Raw genomic sequence first — 15,135 nt, 5'->3', positions numbered from 1 at the left:
GATGTCACGAGGTCATCGGTCGCTGGCGGTGAACGCGGCCGACCGGCCGTGACCAGCGAGAGGAGGTGCCACGGTGGACAACGCCCTCTTCTCCCGTCGGCGCGCCGAGCGCTTCGCGCAGCTTCTCGACGAAGCCAACGGCGGCCGACGTCATCACGTGCGATCCAGGGACGACGACCGGCTCGCGCCGCTCGTGACGCTCGGCCGGCACCTCGGCGCCAACCCGCCGGCCGCCGAGGTCGACCCGGAATTCCGCACCGGCCTGCGGGCGATGTTGCTGGCCACCGCCACTCGCGAGGGTGTCGGGACGCCTGCCGCGGCCCGGCCGGCCGAGAAGGCGGCTTCCAGCCGTGGGTCGCTACTGCCCGCGGTGACCGCCCGCCGGGCCCGCGCCCGCGGTGCGATTCTGATCGGCATCGCCGCCGGTGCGGTGGCCGTTTCCGGCATCTCGGCGGCCAGTGAGAACGCGGTGCCCGGTGACGCGCTGTACGGGATGAAGCGGGGCACCGAACGGGCGCAACTCGCACTCACCAGCTCCGACATCAGCCGGGGTCAGCTCTTCCTCGACTTCGCCCGCACCCGACTGGCCGAGGCGGCCACGTTGCGGGGCAACCCGAGCGGGTACAGCGCCGTGTTGGACGACATGGACGCGGACACCCGACAGGGCGTACGCGTGCTCACCGGGGCGGCCGCCCAACGCTCGGATCCCGCGGCGCTGGCCGCGGTCGACGCATTCCTCACCGACCAGCGGCGTTCGCTGAGCGCGCTGGAGGGTCGGGGCTCCCGGATCGACCGGGTACGCACCAGCGAATCACTGGCTCTGCTGGAGTCTGTCGCCGAGCGGGCCGACGCCATGCGCGCCGCCATCGCCTGTGGCGAGGCGCTCACCGTCGCCAGCGACACCCTGGGCCCGATCCCCGCCGTCTGCTCCTGACCGCCGGGCACTGCGAGCCTGCCGGGAATCGGTCCGTCTCGGCAGGCGCGCCCGGCAGCCGGTCACCCGTGCGACCGGTCAGGGACCGAACGGGTCGGGCCGGCGCTCCAGCAACTGGTGCAGGGTCTGCTGAATGGTCTCCCGTACCTGGTCGGCGAGGTTGAACACGACCAGCGGATCGTCTGCGGAATCCATCAGGTGGGCGGTCGGGATCGGCGGGCAGAACTCGATCAGCCACTTGCTCGGCAACGGCACCATGCCCAGCGGCCCGAGCCAGGGGAAGGTCGGTGTCACGGGAAAATAGGGAAGCTTGAGCAGCCGGGCCAGTGGCTTGATGTCGGCGAGCATCGGGTAGATCTCCTCGCCGCCGACGATCGCCACCGGGATGATCGGGGTGCCGGTGCGCAGCGCCGCCGAGACGAAGCCGCCCCGCCCGAAGCGTTGCAGCTTGTAGCGTTCCGCGTACAGCTTGCCGACGCCCTTGAAGCCCTCCGGGAAGACACCCACCAGTTCGCCGTTGCGCATGAGCCGCTCGGCGTCCGGGTTGCAGGCCATCGTGCCGCCGGTCTTGCGGGCGATCTCGGAGACCACCGGCATCCGGAAGACCAGGTCCGCACCGAGCAGCCGCAGGTAGCGGTGGTCGGGATGCTCGTGGTGCAGCGCGGTGGAGAGGATCAACGCGTCCAGGGCCACGGTGCCGGAGTGGTTGCCGACGATCAGTCCCGCCCCATCCGTGGGTACGTTCTCCAGGCCGGTGACGTCGGTGCGGAACCAGTCGCGGTAGAGCCGGCGCAGCAGCGGATGGAAGACCGCCGCGGTCAGGTCCCGGTCGAAGCCGAACTCGTCCACCTCGTAGTCGCCGGCCAGCCGTCGCCGCAGGAAGGCCAGGCCGGTGGCGACCCGGCGGTCCCAGACGTCGCCCGCGCCCGCCTGGTCCGGTACGGCCGGGCGGTGCCCGTTGCGCCGCGCCGGGTCCGCGTCGGGGCGCACCGGCGCCGGCACCGCGTACCGGTCGTCGAGGCGCCCCTCGTCATGCCGTTTCTCGGGCTCGGTCACGACCGCTCCCGGACGGCGGCGCGAACCTGCCGGATGTGGTCCAGCACCAACTGCTCGGCGGCGGCCAACTGGGCCCGGGTCACCACGGCACGCCCGTGGTGCGCCCGGATGAAGTCGTCGAAGGCGGCGGCGGTCGACCGGGGTGTGAAGCCGAACTCCCGTTCCAGCCGGGAGATGTCCACCACCCGGCCGTGCACGAAGAGGTCGACCTGGTCGAGGCCGTAGCGGCCGAAACCCATCACCCGGGCGAGCGCGACGGCACCGGACAGGCCCGGCTCCAGCACCGGCACGGCGACCCGCCCGGCTCGGCGGATCGCCTGGGACAGCGCCAGCACCCCCGGTCCTGCGACGTTGAAGGTGCCGGGATGGTCCTCGACCACTGACCGGTGCAGCACCTCCAGCGCGTCCTCGAAATGCAGGAACTGCAACCGGGCGTCCCGACCGAAGATGGTCGGCACCACCGGTTGCGCGAAGTAGCGGGTGAGCGTGGTGTCCGCCGTCGAGCCGATGAACGGTGCGAAGCGCAGCACGGTGGCGGTGACGTCACCGCGTCGGCGGCGGAAGCCTCGGACGTACCCCTCGATGTCGAGGATGTCGCGACCGAAGCCGCCCCGCGGTACCTCGCGCGGCTCGGTCTCTTCGGTGAAGACGGCAGGATCACGGAACGAGGCACCGTACGCCGCGGTGGAGGAGCGAATCACGATCTTGCGCAGCCGTGGTGCTCGCTGGCACGCGGCGAGCAGCTGCATGGTGCCGATGACGTTCTGCTCCTTCATCGCCATCCGGCCGCCGTGTTGCGGATCCGGAGAGCTGACCAGGGCCAGATGCACCACGGTGTCCACGTCGAGGTCGGCGAGGAGGCTACCCACCGAGCCGACGTCGACCCGGATCCGCTCCACCCGGTCGAGCAGTGCGTCGATCTCGGACCCCGGCTCCGGCAGGTCGATGCCGATGACCCGGTCGATCCCCGGGTCGGCGGCGAGCCGGGCCGCGACGTGCGCGCCGAGATAGCGACTGACCCCGGTCACGACGACGACCCCCGGAGGGCTCTGGGAGCCACCGGGGGTCATGTCTCGCACCTACCCCGGCAGGTGGGACCGAGCCGGGGCAGCCACGGCCTGATCACCTGAGCCTCCGAGGGTCGACAGTTGGCGAGGGACGGACGCCGGGACCAGGCCCGGCGTCGGTCACTTGCCGAGACGGCGACGCTGGACGCGGGTCTTACGCAGCAGCTTGCGGTGCTTCTTCTTAGCCATGCGCTTGCGGCGCTTCTTGACCACCGAGCCCATACGACAGCCTTTCGATGCAACGTGCGGCGCGACCGGGAGGACACCACGAACCCGTGGCGTCAGCGACCGCTTGCGGACAGGGATCGGACCGGCGGGGTGGGCGGCGGGGCGCACCAGCGGTCACGATCGGAGTCCAGCGTAGCGGGACTGCGTCAGCAGGACCAACGCGCCCCCGCTCGATGCCCGTTCGACCGGGTCCGCGCGACCCGGCCGCGCCTGGGTCAGGCGGTCTCCTGGAAGGCGCCGCGCAGGTACTCGTGCACCGCGTGCTCCGGCACCCGGAATGACCTGCCCACCCGCACGGCGGTCAGCTCACCGCTGTGCACCAGGCGGTAAACCGTCATCTTCGACACCCGCATGACCGTCGCCACCTCGGCGACGGTCAGGAACTTGACCTCCGACAGCCGACCGTCGGACTGCGACCCGGCCATGGCTCACCCGACCCATCCCATGCCCGGCGCGTGCCGCCACACGGGTCCTCCCGCGCGGCCGGCGACGCGCGTGTTACCAGTACGGTAGCGGGACGGCTGTGACCGGCGCGATCCCTTCCTGCAACTGATCATGGATCGGTTCCGGCCTGGCGGCGAAAAACCCCTGGTCGGGTGCCGTACCCGGGATTTCGGCAACGATCAACCTCGGCCGCGGGTATCGGAGATGTCACTCGGTGCGCAGGGCCACCACCGGGTCGAGTCGACCGGCCCGCTGCGCGGGTACCACCCCGAAAACGATGCCGACCGCCGCCGAGACGCCGAACGCCAGTGCCAGCGACCACCAGGTCACCGCCGCCGGGATGGGTGAGAGGGCGGCCACCAGCAGCGCGCCGCCCACCCCGAGGGCCATCCCGGTGAGTCCACCGACGGAGGTCAGCAGCACCGCCTCCAGCAGAAACTGCACGCCGATGTCCCGGGGACGGGCGCCGACCGCCTTGCGCAGCCCGATCTCCCGGGTCCGCTCCCGGACCGAGACGAGCATGATGTTGGAGACGCCGACCCCACCGACCAGCAGCGAGATGCCCGCGATGGCGGCCAGTACGCCGGTCAGGATGCCGAGGATGTCGCCCAGCACACCGAGGATCTGCTCCTGCGTGACGGCGCTGAACTCGGTACCCGGGTGTCGACCGTTCAGCTCGGCCACGATCCGCTCGCCCAGTTCGTCGATCCGTTCCCGGTCCGGAGCCTTCACCGCGATGGCGTCGACCCGCTGGGTGCCGTAGAGCCGTTGCGCCGCCGTCACCGGTACGTGCACCTCGTCGTCCCGGTCGACGCCGAGGCTCTGCCCGAGCGGGACGAAGACGCCGATCACCCGGAAGCGGACGCCGGCCACGTTGATCTGCTGGCCGACCGCCTCCCGGTCCGGGAAGAGGGACCGGGCCACCGAGTCGCCGAGCACCGCTACCCGCCGGCCGGTGTCCACGTCGGAACGGGTCAGGTAACGCCCCCGGGCCAGTTCCCGGGCGAAGACCGTGGGGGTCGTCTCCAACACCCCCTGGACGGTGGTGAAGTCCTCCCGGTTACCGGCCCGCACGGTCGCACCGGAGGCGACCGTCACGGCCACCCGGCTCGGATCACCGACCACCCGGCCGACGGCGTCCACGTCCTGGAGGGTGAGCGGGGAGAGCGCCGGCGCGCTGCCCACGTCCAGTCGCCCCGGCACGACCAGCAGCAGGTTGGAGCCGAGCCCTTCCACCTGCTGTTCCACCCGCTGCTTGGTGCCGGTGCCGATGGCCACCAGCAACACCACGGAGGCCACCCCGATGACCACCCCGAGCATGGTCAGGGCGCTGCGCATCCGGTTCGCCCGCAGCGCGTCCCACGCCACCCGCCACGCCTCGGCCAACCTCACGCGCCGGCCCCGCCGTCCGCCGCGCTGTCGGCGACGACCACGCCGTCCCGCATCGCGACCCGTCGCCGGGCCCGGGCCGCCACCTCCGCGTCGTGGGTGACCATCACCAGCGCCACCCCGGACTCGGCGTTGAGCCGTTCCAGCAGTTCCAGCACGGCGGCGCCGGTGGTGCTGTCCAGGTTGCCGGTCGGCTCGTCGGCCAGCAGCACCGTCGGGTTCGTGACCAGCGCCCGGGCGATCGCGACCCGCTGCTGCTCACCGCCGGAAAGCTGGTTGGGCCGGTGGTGCAGCCGGTGCCCCAGGCCGACCCGCCCGAGCATCGCGGCGGCGCGCTCACGCCGCTGGCGCGCGCCCACGCCCCGGTACACCAGCGGCAGTGCCACGTTGTCCACCGCGGAGGTACGCGGCAGCAGGTGGAACGCCTGGAACACGAACCCGATGGTCTCGTTGCGCAGCCGGGCCAGTTCCGGCGCGGAGAGGCTGCCCACCTCCCGACCACCGATCACCAGCCGGCCGCCGCTGGGCTGGTCCAAGCCGCCGAGCAGGTGCATGAGCGTGGACTTGCCGGACCCGGAGGGCCCGGTAAGCGCCACGTAGTCGCCGGCTGCGACGGTCAACGACACACCCCGCAGGGCGGGCACGGAGATCCCGTCCAACTCGTACGTCCGGGACACGTCGAACGCCTCGATCGCCGGCTCCCGGCTCACCCGATCTCCTGGCCCTCGCGGACCTGGTCGGTGCCCCGGATCACGATCCGGTCGCCGGCCTGCACCCCGTCGACGATCTGCACCAGGTCCTGACCCTGTACGCCGACGGTGACCACCGCCCGGTCGGCGCGGCCGTCGCGGACCAGCCAGACGGTGTCCCGACCGTCGACCGAGAAGACCGCCGACGCGGGCACGGTCACCGCGTCCGCCTCCTCCCGGACCCGCAGCCGCAGCACCGCGTTCATCCCGGGACGCGGGGTGGGTGCCGGCTCGGCCTCACCGAAGCTGCCGGGGCCGAGGGAGAGTCGTACCCGGTAGCTCACCCCACCCCGGGCCGACGTGGTGGGCAGTACGTCGATCGAGCGGACCGTGGCCGCGTAGCTGGCACCGGTGACGGCGTCCAGCTCGACGGTCCCGGTGAGCCCGGGCCGGACCAGCAGCACGTCCGTCTCGTCGACCTCGGCGAGCAGACCCAGCTCGCGGGTGTCCACCACGGTAAGCACCGGGGTACCGGCGGTGACCCGACCACCCACCGGTACCGCGGTGTCCACGCCCGGCGGCGGGCCGGCCGGCGCGCCGAGTGCCTCCGCGCCGGTCCCCGTCGGCATTCCGCCCGACTCCAGCAGGCCGGCGAGCGCCCCCGCCGAGCCACCGCCGGTGTTGACGCCGCCCGGTTGCACCACCCCGGCGATCGGCGCGCGCAGGGTCAACGCGTCGACGGTCGCCTTGGCCAGGTCGTACGCCTGCTGGGCCTGAAGTCGCTGGGCGGTGGCGAGCGCGCTGACGGCGGAGTTCAGGTTGCGGACACCGCGTTGCACCTCCCGTACCGCGCGGTCGGCGGCCCGGGCCGCCGAGTCGTACCGGCGCTGTGCCGCCTCGACCTGGGTGAGCAGCGCCTTCCGCAGCTCCGGATCGCTGATCTTCGCCGCCGCGGCACGGGCGGCGGCGTGCGTCTCGTCGGCGGCGCGGTCCGTACCGCGCAGGGAACCGGCGAGGTTGCCGCCGCCCCCGCCGCCGGCGCGCTTCGCGGCGGCCAGCGCGGTGCGCGCCTGACGGAGCCGTTCCCGGGCCGACGGTGAGCTGATCACGGCGAGCACCTGGCCCCGCTTGACCCGCTGCCCCGGCTTCACCCGGAGCCGGGACAGCGTGCCGTCGGCCGGAGCGGTCAGGGTGGCCGCCGCCCGGGCGACGACCGTCGCGGGGGCGTCGATCTCCTCAGCCACGGCGGCCCGGGCCGCGGCGGCGAGCGTGATCGACGGCTCGTCGCCACCACAGGAGGCGGCGGTGGTGAGGGTCAGTACGGTAACGGCGAGCAGGACGGTGAGCAGGCGAAGCCGCGTGGCTGGCAGCCGCGGCGAGTCGGAGCGGCGCACGCGACACATGCTACGAGCCCCTGTCGATGTCGCCCCGGCCAGGGCACCAGGTCAGCGCACGGCCGCGCGGATGTACGCGACACACTCCTTGTGCAGGTCGGACCAGGGCTCGTCGAAGATCTCCTCGGCGGTCTGCCGCGGAATCCGGCGGTCGTGCAGTACGACCTTGGCGAAGGCCAGCAGGCGTTCCTCACCGAAGCGCTCAAGGAAGTAGCGGGCGGCGAGGTACGCGATCCCGTAGCTGCCGGTCACCGCCTTGTCCGTGGTGTCCTCGTCCGGGGCGATCGTGTCGAGCTTGCCGTCCCAGTCCCCCTTGACCAGCCGCCGGGTGTCGCTCAGTCCGGCGTACCGGGCGACGGGCTGGCCGTCGACCGCCGCGAGTTCCGCCAGACCCTCGACCAGCCACCAGCTGGACTCGTCCGAGTAGTCCCGTTTCTCGGGCAACGTGGCGGCGTGGGCCAACTCGTGCCGGAGCACCTCGTCGAGGCCGGGGCCGTAGTCGAAACTGTCGGGCGCGAGCACCAGCTCGTAGTGCCCCCCACCGACATTCACCGCGTACCCGGCGCTCCACTCCGGATGGTCTCCGCCGTACCAGCGCTTCCACTCTTTCGTTCCGGCGTAGAAGATCCGGTATCGGTCCGGCTTCGTGCCGCCCACCACGTACTCGTCGGCCACCTTCGCCGCGGCTTCGGCCCGCTTCAGCAGGCCCGGCAGGCGGTTCCGGTGCGCCGGAGGAACGGCGACGATCGTGCGCTTACCCGTCTTGGTGGCCAGCGCGCTGACCTCCCAGGGCAGGCTGCCCGGCTGCCCGTTGGCCCGGTCACCGACGGTCGGTGCGGGCTTCGACCTACCGATGGCGAGCATCCGGGGCTCGGCCCCGTCGCGCCACCGGGTCTCGACGATCAGTGGGCTGGGCCGGCAGTCCGGCGTCACGAAGCAGTACTGGAACTCGACTGCCAGCCGCCACTCGCCGGCATTGCCGGCCGTCATGGGCAGGCTGCTCGGCCGGGCCTCCCAGCGGGTCACCCGCAGCGCCCGCAGCGCGGCGAACCGTTGGCGCAGGTCGCCCCGGGCGGCGGGGGCCGCGATCCCCAGGAACCCGGACCGGTCGCCACTGAGCAGTGCGGCGGACTGCTTGTCGAGCTGCGCGGTGATCCGTTCGGCGACCTGCCGGGCGGCGACTGTGGTCGGGTTCTCCGTCGGGGAGGCGGCCGTGGCCGGCTCACCGACCTCCACGTCGGACAGCGCGCCGGTCAGCAGCACCGCCGGTATGCCGCCGCTCAGCGTCAGCAGCACGGCACCCAGTGCCGCCCACAGTGGCCACCGCCGCCGAGGTCGGCTCGAGGGTGCCGGAACGTCGACGGGTGCCGGAACGTCAGCGGGTGCCGCCGCCATCGGTGGATGCGTCGTCTCGGACGCCGGCATCGAGTGGTCGTCGCCCGCGGGGCCCCCGTAATTCACCGGCGAAGGGTACGGCTTCCGGCGGCGGCAGCGAAAGGGCGATCGACCGGATGTCGCTGCCGTCCGCCAGGTCAGCCCGAGCCGGGCTCCCCCGAGGCGGGCCAGGACGAGAACGAGACGCCCAGCGCGGCGATCATCTGGTCGAAGGAACGGTCGAGTTCACGGGGCAGCCCGAAGTCGCCGGCCGCCTCCAGTGCGACGAAACCGTGCACGGCCGCGCGGAACATCCGGACCCCGTCCACCGCGGCGGCGCCGTCGATGCCGTACCCCCGCAGGATGGCGTAGACGACGCCGACCGCCCGCTCCCCGGCGGCCAGATGTGCCGGGTCGGCCGGATCCGGTACCCGCTGGGTGGCCGGATAGCGGCCGGGGTGCCGCCGGGCGTACGAGCGGTAGGCGGCGGCGACGGCCCGCAGAGCGTCCTCGCCGCTGCGGCCGGCGGCGGCGGTGGTCATCTCGTCGGCGATCTCGGCGGTGGCCAGCGCGGACAGTTGCTGCGCGAGCGCCTCGGCACCCTTGACGTGCTTGTAGAGGCTGGGCAGTGCCACGCCGAGCCGGTTCGCCAGCGCGGCCAGGGTGAGCCGGTGATATCCGACCTCGTCGACGAGCCGGGCCGCCTCGCGCACCACGACCTGCGCGTTGAGCCCCGCCCTAGGCACGGTTGGCCGCCGCGAGGAAGCCGATCAGCTCGTTCGCCATCGCCTCCGGACGGTCGGCGTGCGGGTAGTGCCCGGCGTCGGTGAGCATCCGCGCCTCGGCGACCGGAAAGAGCCGGCGGGCGGCGCGCGCCTCGGCACCCGGGTCGGGGAAGTCGGGGTCCTTCGTGCCCATCAGTACCAGCACCGGCTGGCGCACCTGCGGGGCGCGGGCGGTCCAGTGCGGCGGCACCGGGTGGATCACGCCCCGCACGGGCACCATCCGGCCGGGGCGACGCAGCGCCGTCACCAGCTGCCGGCGGTACTCCGCGTCATCGGCCGGACGGTGCACGGGAAAGAGCGTGCGGTGGAACAGGCCGAACAGCCGTGGACTGCGCAGCACCACGGGCTGCGCCAGCCGCAGGAAGGGGTTGAGCTTCGGCTGGTTGACGAACGCACCGACCAGCACGATGCCGTTGACCAGGGTCGGCGCGTCGGCGGCGGCGAAGACCACCGCCGCGCCGCTGGACGAGTTGCCCACCAGGACGGCCGGACCGCCACCGAGGTCGCGAACCACCGCGAGCAGGTCGCCACCCACCTCCACCGGGGCGTACGACGGCCAGTCGGCGCTGGAATCGCCGTGCCCGCGTACGTCGACCGAGGCAACCCGGTAGCCCGCCGCCACCAGCAACGGGATCAGATGCCGGTAGGAGTGGCGGTTCTCCCCCATGCCGTGCGAGAGCACCACCAGCGGCCCCTGCCCGTGCACCTCGTACGCGATCCGACCGCCGGCACGCTCGACCAAGCTAGTTGTCATAGCCATCAGGCTAATGGCATTAGCCAGTGCGGTCAAGGGCGTGCCGCGTACCGCCGACCGGCTCGATCGGCGGTACCGGTGCGGACGGGGTTACTTCTTCGAGGCGAGCGCGCGGGCGAAGAAGGCCAGGTTGGCGGGGCGCTCGGCGAGACGGCGCATCAGATAGCCGTACCAGTCGTCGCCGTACGGCACATAGGTACGCACCGTGAAGCCCTCGCCGACCAGGCGGGCCTGCTCCTCCGGCCGGATGCCGTAGAGCATCTGGAACTCGAAGCGGTCGGGGTCACGGTCGAACCAGCGTGCCCGGTCCTCACCGATGGCGATCAGGCGCGGATCGTGGGTGGCCAGCATCGGATAGCCGTCGCCGGACATCAGGATGTTGAGGCACCGGACGTACGACTTGTCGACCTCGCGGGCCGACTGGTAGGCCACCGACTCCGGCTCCCGGTACGCGCCCTTGCACAGCCGCACCCGCGATCCGGCCGACGCCAACTCGCGGCAGTCGGACTCGGTCCGCCGCAGGTAAGCCTGCAGCACCGCGCCGGTGGACGGGTGGTCCTTACGGAGCTTGGTCAGGATGTCCAGGGTCGAGTCGGTGGTGGTGTGGTCCTCCATGTCGAGGGTGACCGTGGTGCCCGCCGCCTCGGCGGCGGCGCAGATCGCCCGGGCGTTGTCATAGGCGAGTTGCTCGTCGAACGCCTGGCCGAGCGCGGAGAGCTTCACACTCACCTCGGCGGCGGGCGTCAACTTCGCCTCGGCGAGCATCCGCAGCAGCGTGAGGTACTCGTCCCGGGTGGTGCTGGCCTGTTCACCGGTGACGGTGTCCTCGCCGAGATTGTCGAGGGTGACCGCGAGACCGTCGTCGACGAGTTCGCGGGTCGCGCGCAACGCGTCGTCGGTCTTGGCGCCGGCGACGAACCGGCCAACGACGTCCCGGGAGAACGGGGCCGTCGCGACGAGCCGCTCGACCCGGGATGACCGGGAGGCGGCGAGGATGACGGAACGGAGCATGAGCCGAGCGTAACGCCCACCCGACCGCCAGGTACGTTCCCCGTCACCCCGGGCCCGGGGCGGACGGGATGGCGTTCATCGGTTACAACCATGTCGTGGAACAACGCCCCCGCCGCCGACTTCGATCGGCCTCCGTGCAGCTCGGCGCGCTCACCGCCCTGGCGCTCGCCCTCTCCGGCTGCAACATGACCTCCGACGACGACGATGACGACTGCGCCCTCGGCCCGACCGGTGGCGGCGAAACCGTGGCCCTGGCGCTGCGGGTGCCCGCGCCCGCTGCCGAGACCGGCGTCGGCCGTGCCGCGCCCGAGCCGGTCGGCTCGGCCGTGCCCGAACGCGGCGGCTTCGGCACCCACCTCGCCTCCTGCGGCGGCTGAGCGTGCGTCGCGAGCCGACCACACCGCGCACCGGCTGGGACGCCACCATCCGCGAGCAGGGTCTGGTCTACGTCGACACGGAACTGCCCGACGGCGGGGTGATGTCGTACTGGGACGAGACCGCCGCGTACGCCTTCGAGCTGGACGAGGTGCTGCGGCTGGAGGAGGCCACCGAGGAACTGCACCGGATGTCGGTGGCCGCCGCCGAACACGTGGTGGCGCGCAACCGGTACGCCGAGTTCGGCATCCCGGAGTGGGCCGCCGAGGCGGTGGCCCGCTCGCTGCGGGAGACGCCGCCGACCCTCTACGGCCGCTTCGACCTCTGGTACGACGGCAGCTGCCCGCCGAAGCTGCTGGAGTACAACGCCGACACCCCGACCGCGCTGGTCGAGGCGAGCATCATCCAGTGGTACTGGCTGGAGCACACCCGACCGGAACTGGACCAGTGGAACAGCCTGCACGAACGGCTCGTCGCCAGCTGGGCGAAGATCGGCGCCGGGCTGCACGACCGACGGGTGCACGTGGTCTGGTCGAACGAGGAGGAGACCGGAGAGGACCACATGACCGCGGGCTACCTGGCCGAGACCGCCCGCCAGGCGGGGCTGGACGTCGAGCTGCTGCCGATCCAGGATCTCGGTTGGAACGGCCGACGCTTCGTCGACACCGCCGACCGCCCGGTCACCACCTGCTTCAAGCTCTACCCGTGGGAGTGGATGCTCGCCGAGCCGTACGGCCCGCTGGCGCTGGAGCCGGGCACCCCGACCACCTGGATCGAGCCGGCCTGGAAGCTGTTGTTGTCAAACAAGGCGCTGCTGGCCGTGCTGTGGGAGTTGTACCCGGGGCACGAGCTGCTGCTGCCCGCGTACCTGGACTCGCCGCGCGGGATGCCCGAGTACGTCGCCAAGCCGCTGCTCGGTCGGGAGGGCGCCGCGGTGCGGATCGTCACCCCCGCCGAGGAGATCAGCAATCCGGGTGACTACGGCGACGAGGGCTTCTGCTACCAGGAGTTCCGGGCGCTGCCCGAGTTCGCCGGGAGCCGCATGGTGCTGGGCAGTTGGATCGTCGACGGAGAGTCGGCGGGTGCCGGGCTGCGGGAGAGCGCGAGCCTGATCACCGACGGCTACGCGCGGTTCCTGCCGCACTACATCGACGCGCCACGCCCGGGATGAGTCGTCTACGGTTGGGGCGTGAACTTCGACGCGTACGCCCGGACCGGGGTTGACCTCGTCAACGCGCGCCTGGACGACCTCGACGATCTGCGCGCCATCTTCTGCGACGACCAGGAGTGGATGCGCGACGAGGTCGCGGAACGGGACCTGCCGACCTTCCGGCGCGCGCAGAAGCGACTGCGTGACGTCTTCGAGTACGGCACCTCGGGGCGGGACGCCGAGGCGGTGAGCGAACTGAACTCCCTCCTGGAGACGTTCCCGGTGCAGCCGCGCATCTCGGGGCACGACTCCAGCGACTGGCACATGCACGTGACCAGCCGGGGTGCCTCGGTCAGCTCGGAGTATCTGGCCGGCGCGGTGTGGGGCCTGTCGGTGTGGCTGTGCGAGTACGGCAGCGCCCGATTCGGCGTCTGCGCCGACGACCGCTGCGGCAACGTCTACCTGGACACCTCGTCGAACTGCTGCCGGCGGTTCTGCTCGGAGCGCTGCGCCACCCGTTCACACGTGGCCGCTCATCGGGCCCGCAAGCGTGCCGCCGTGCCCAGCCAGCCGGACCCACTGGCACCGGTTCCCTGAGCCCCGTCGGCGGGGCTGGCGACGGTCAGGCGTCGACCGGGGACGGCGTGCTCAGGTGCTGACGGGCGAACGCCAGCGCCTCGCGCAGATCCGCCTCGCGGACCTGTCGGCTCTTCGCGCCCCGGGTGGTCACCTCCACCGCCACCGAACCGGTGAAGCCCCGCCCGGCCAGCGAACGCAGCAGCTCGGCGCAGGGCTGGTTGCCGCGTCCCGGCACCAGGTGCTCGTCGCGGCCCTCGCCGGTGCCGTCGCCGAGGTGCACGTGCGCCAGACCGTCGCCCATCCGGTCGGCCATCGCCAACGCGTCGGTGTGCGAGGCCGCACAGTGCGACAGGTCGAGCGTGTACGAGGCGTAACCGGCCTCGGTGGGGTCCCAACCGGGCATGTACGGGACGAACTGGCGGCCGGCCATCCGCACCGGGTACATGTTCTCCACCGCGAACCGCAGGCCACCGAACTCGCCGGCCACCCGGTCGAGCCCCTCGGCGAAGCCTCGCGCGTACTCCCGCTGCCAGGTGAACGGCGGGTGCACCACGACGGTCGGCGCCTCCAGCGTCTCGGCCAGCACCGCCGCCCGGCGGAGCCGCTCCCACGGATCAGGGCTCCACACCCGCTGCGTGACCAGTAGACACGGAGCGTGTACGGAGAGCACCGGCACCCCGTAGTGATCGGAGAGTCCCCGCAGCGCGCCCGCGTCCTGGCTGACCGCGTCGGTCCACACCATCACCTCAAGGCCGTCGTAGCCGTGCGTCGCGGCCAGCTGAAACGCCGCCGCGGTCCGCTCAGGGAAGACCGAGGAACTGGACAGGAGCACCGGGACGCGGGAAGTCACACCACCGAGGGTAGCCGGGATGCGTTCGGGCATCATGACGAGAACGGGCAAAGCGGACAGCCGGGACGATCAGGATCACACCGGAGCCAGTCGATCCATCCGGCTGAGGATCACACCCTCCCGCAGTGCCCACGGACAGACGTCCAGGGAGTCCACGCCGAGTCGACGCATCACCGACTCGGCGACCACGGCTCCGGCCAGCAGTTGGTGGGCGCGCCCCGCGCTGACCCCCTCCAACTCGACCAGCTGCACGGGCGGGATGTGCCGGATGAAGCCGAGCACCTGTCGCAGCCCGGACCGGGTGAGCCGGCGTCGGGCCCAGAGCCCGGCGCCACTGGGTGCCGCACCGGCGAGCCGGGCCAGCGTACGGAACGTCTTGGAGGTGGCCACCGGCCGTTCCCAACCCACCTCGGTCATCCGCTCGACCACCGGATCGAGGTGGGCGTCGACGTACTGCCGCAACTCCTCCACCGTCTCCGGTGCGGGCGGGACGGTGCTCTCCGGATCCACCCCGAGCCGATCGCGGGTCAGCCGACCGGCGCCCAGGGGCAGCGACACCGCGACGTCCGGGTCCTCGTCGATACCGGCCGCGATCTCCAGCGAGCCGCCACCGATGTCCAGCACCAGCAGCCGCCCGGCGGACCAACCGAACCACCGCCGGACCGCGAGGAAGGTCATCCGCGCCTCGTCGGCGCCGGAGAGCACCTCAAGCCGTACGCCGGTGGAATCCCGCACCCGGGTCAGGACGTCGGCCGCGTTGGTGGCGTCCCGCACCGCGGAGGTGGCGAAGGCGATCAGATCGTCGACCTTCAGTCCGGCGGCCGACGTACGCGCCGCCTCCACCGCCGTGACCAGGGCGTCCGCGCCGGCCTCGCGAAGCGCGCCGTCCGGGCCGATCTGCTCGGCGAGCCGCAGCACGGCCTTCTCCGAATGCGCCGGCCACGGGTGTGCGCCGCGGTGGGCGTCGACCACCAGCAGGTGCACCGTGTTGGAACCGACGTCGAGGACACCCAGTCGCATGGGAGAACCCTAGGCCCACCCGGCTCGCGCCATTCG

General features: G+C 72.3%; 17 protein-coding genes. 4 read left to right on the top strand and 13 right to left on the bottom strand.

The annotated features are described in order from the left end of the window. The first annotated feature begins 73 nt into the window (after nt 1-73). Complete coding sequence (locus ACFY2A_RS08680; RefSeq protein ID WP_387169950.1) at nt 74-934, top strand: DUF5667 domain-containing protein; 861 nt, start codon at nt 74-76, stop codon at nt 932-934. Nucleotides 935-1,012: 78 nt separating this feature from the next. Here ACFY2A_RS08680 and ACFY2A_RS08675 read toward each other — a convergent pair whose 3' ends face one another. The 11 genes from ACFY2A_RS08675 to ACFY2A_RS08625 all read right to left on the bottom strand — a co-directional run bounded on the left by ACFY2A_RS08675 (nt 1,013) and on the right by ACFY2A_RS08625 (nt 11,125). Further along, nucleotides 1,013-1,822, bottom strand: a complete 810-nt coding sequence (locus ACFY2A_RS08675; protein ID WP_387170125.1) for a lysophospholipid acyltransferase family protein — start codon at nt 1,820-1,822, stop codon at nt 1,013-1,015. Nucleotides 1,823-1,986: 164 nt separating this feature from the next. Continuing rightward, nucleotides 1,987-3,060, bottom strand: coding sequence for an NAD-dependent epimerase/dehydratase family protein (locus tag ACFY2A_RS08670; RefSeq protein ID WP_387169948.1), 1,074 nt, complete (start codon nt 3,058-3,060; stop codon nt 1,987-1,989). Nucleotides 3,061-3,177: 117 nt separating this feature from the next. Beyond that, the gene (locus tag ACFY2A_RS08665) at nt 3,178-3,279 is read right to left on the bottom strand and encodes a 30S ribosomal protein bS22 (RefSeq protein ID WP_007465623.1); all 102 of its coding nucleotides are present in this window, start codon (nt 3,277-3,279) and stop codon (nt 3,178-3,180) included. 221 nt (nt 3,280-3,500) lie between these two features. After that, a complete protein-coding gene (locus ACFY2A_RS08660) occupies nt 3,501-3,710 on the bottom strand; it encodes a helix-turn-helix domain-containing protein (protein ID WP_007465625.1) in 210 nt (69 codons plus the stop codon). Between the two features lie 226 nt (nt 3,711-3,936). Continuing rightward, nucleotides 3,937-5,121, bottom strand: coding sequence for an ABC transporter permease (locus tag ACFY2A_RS08655; RefSeq protein ID WP_363918257.1), 1,185 nt, complete (start codon nt 5,119-5,121; stop codon nt 3,937-3,939). After that, nucleotides 5,118-5,828 (bottom strand): ABC transporter ATP-binding protein, encoded by a 711-nt coding sequence (locus ACFY2A_RS08650; protein WP_387169946.1) that lies wholly within the window; start codon nt 5,826-5,828, stop codon nt 5,118-5,120. Before ACFY2A_RS08650 ends, ACFY2A_RS08655 begins: the two co-directional genes overlap by 4 nt. Further along, nucleotides 5,825-7,210 (bottom strand): HlyD family efflux transporter periplasmic adaptor subunit, encoded by a 1,386-nt coding sequence (locus ACFY2A_RS08645; RefSeq protein ID WP_363918253.1) that lies wholly within the window; start codon nt 7,208-7,210, stop codon nt 5,825-5,827. The genes ACFY2A_RS08650 and ACFY2A_RS08645 overlap by 4 nt, the downstream gene beginning before the upstream one ends. Nucleotides 7,211-7,252: 42 nt before the next feature. Continuing rightward, on the bottom strand, nt 7,253-8,662 hold the full coding sequence (locus tag ACFY2A_RS08640) for a hypothetical protein (RefSeq protein ID WP_387169944.1): 1,410 nt from the start codon (nt 8,660-8,662) through the stop codon (nt 7,253-7,255). A 71-nt stretch (nt 8,663-8,733) separates the two neighbouring features. Further along, complete coding sequence (locus ACFY2A_RS08635) at nt 8,734-9,321, bottom strand: TetR/AcrR family transcriptional regulator (RefSeq protein WP_387169942.1); 588 nt, start codon at nt 9,319-9,321, stop codon at nt 8,734-8,736. After that, nucleotides 9,314-10,114 (bottom strand): alpha/beta fold hydrolase, encoded by an 801-nt coding sequence (locus ACFY2A_RS08630; protein ID WP_387169940.1) that lies wholly within the window; start codon nt 10,112-10,114, stop codon nt 9,314-9,316. Before ACFY2A_RS08630 ends, ACFY2A_RS08635 begins: the two co-directional genes overlap by 8 nt. Before the next feature lie 90 nt (nt 10,115-10,204). Further along, the gene (locus tag ACFY2A_RS08625) at nt 10,205-11,125 is read right to left on the bottom strand and encodes a proline dehydrogenase family protein (protein ID WP_387169938.1); all 921 of its coding nucleotides are present in this window, start codon (nt 11,123-11,125) and stop codon (nt 10,205-10,207) included. A gap of 68 nt (nt 11,126-11,193) precedes the next feature. Here ACFY2A_RS08625 and ACFY2A_RS08620 point away from each other — a divergent pair, with 68 nt between their 5' ends. The 3 genes from ACFY2A_RS08620 to ACFY2A_RS08610 are packed head-to-tail and all read left to right on the top strand — an operon-like array spanning nt 11,194 to nt 13,247. Continuing rightward, nucleotides 11,194-11,502, top strand: coding sequence for a hypothetical protein (locus ACFY2A_RS08620; protein WP_363918243.1), 309 nt, complete (start codon nt 11,194-11,196; stop codon nt 11,500-11,502). Between the two features lie 2 nt (nt 11,503-11,504). Next, nucleotides 11,505-12,671, top strand: coding sequence for a glutathionylspermidine synthase family protein (locus ACFY2A_RS08615; protein ID WP_387169936.1), 1,167 nt, complete (start codon nt 11,505-11,507; stop codon nt 12,669-12,671). Between the two features lie 18 nt (nt 12,672-12,689). After that, nucleotides 12,690-13,247: a CGNR zinc finger domain-containing protein gene (locus ACFY2A_RS08610; RefSeq protein WP_387169934.1), complete on the top strand. Its 558-nt coding sequence runs from the start codon at nt 12,690-12,692 to the stop codon at nt 13,245-13,247. A 25-nt stretch (nt 13,248-13,272) separates the two neighbouring features. Here ACFY2A_RS08610 and ACFY2A_RS08605 read toward each other — a convergent pair whose 3' ends face one another. Both ACFY2A_RS08605 and ACFY2A_RS08600 read right to left on the bottom strand, forming a co-directional pair. Further along, entirely contained in the window at nt 13,273-14,079 is an 807-nt protein-coding gene (locus ACFY2A_RS08605; protein WP_363918237.1) for a sugar phosphate isomerase/epimerase, read from the bottom strand. A 75-nt stretch (nt 14,080-14,154) separates the two neighbouring features. After that, nucleotides 14,155-15,099, bottom strand: a complete 945-nt coding sequence (locus tag ACFY2A_RS08600) for a Ppx/GppA phosphatase family protein (protein ID WP_363918235.1) — start codon at nt 15,097-15,099, stop codon at nt 14,155-14,157. Nucleotides 15,100-15,135: the final 36 nt, after the last annotated feature.

Origin of the sequence: Micromonospora sp. NPDC000442, from assembly GCF_042898635.1 — a bacterium.
GTDB lineage: Bacteria > Actinomycetota > Actinomycetes > Mycobacteriales > Micromonosporaceae > Micromonospora.
The sequence above is the reverse complement of the archived record's forward strand: the minus strand, read 5'-3'. Positions and strand labels throughout refer to the sequence as shown.

Coding starts and splice junctions, on each gene's coding strand:
- ACFY2A_RS08620 (WP_363918243.1), top strand. CDS start 11,194: ATGGCGTTCATCGGTTACAACCATGTCGTGGAACAACGCCCCCGCCGC.
- ACFY2A_RS08660 (WP_007465625.1), bottom strand. CDS start 3,710: ATGGCCGGGTCGCAGTCCGACGGTCGGCTGTCGGAGGTCAAGTTCCTG.
- ACFY2A_RS08625 (WP_387169938.1), bottom strand. CDS start 11,125: ATGCTCCGTTCCGTCATCCTCGCCGCCTCCCGGTCATCCCGGGTCGAG.
- ACFY2A_RS08645 (WP_363918253.1), bottom strand. CDS start 7,210: ATGTGTCGCGTGCGCCGCTCCGACTCGCCGCGGCTGCCAGCCACGCGG.
- ACFY2A_RS08630 (WP_387169940.1), bottom strand. CDS start 10,114: ATGACAACTAGCTTGGTCGAGCGTGCCGGCGGTCGGATCGCGTACGAG.
- ACFY2A_RS08670 (WP_387169948.1), bottom strand. CDS start 3,060: ATGACCCCCGGTGGCTCCCAGAGCCCTCCGGGGGTCGTCGTCGTGACC.
- ACFY2A_RS08665 (WP_007465623.1), bottom strand. CDS start 3,279: ATGGGCTCGGTGGTCAAGAAGCGCCGCAAGCGCATGGCTAAGAAGAAG.
- ACFY2A_RS08600 (WP_363918235.1), bottom strand. CDS start 15,099: ATGCGACTGGGTGTCCTCGACGTCGGTTCCAACACGGTGCACCTGCTG.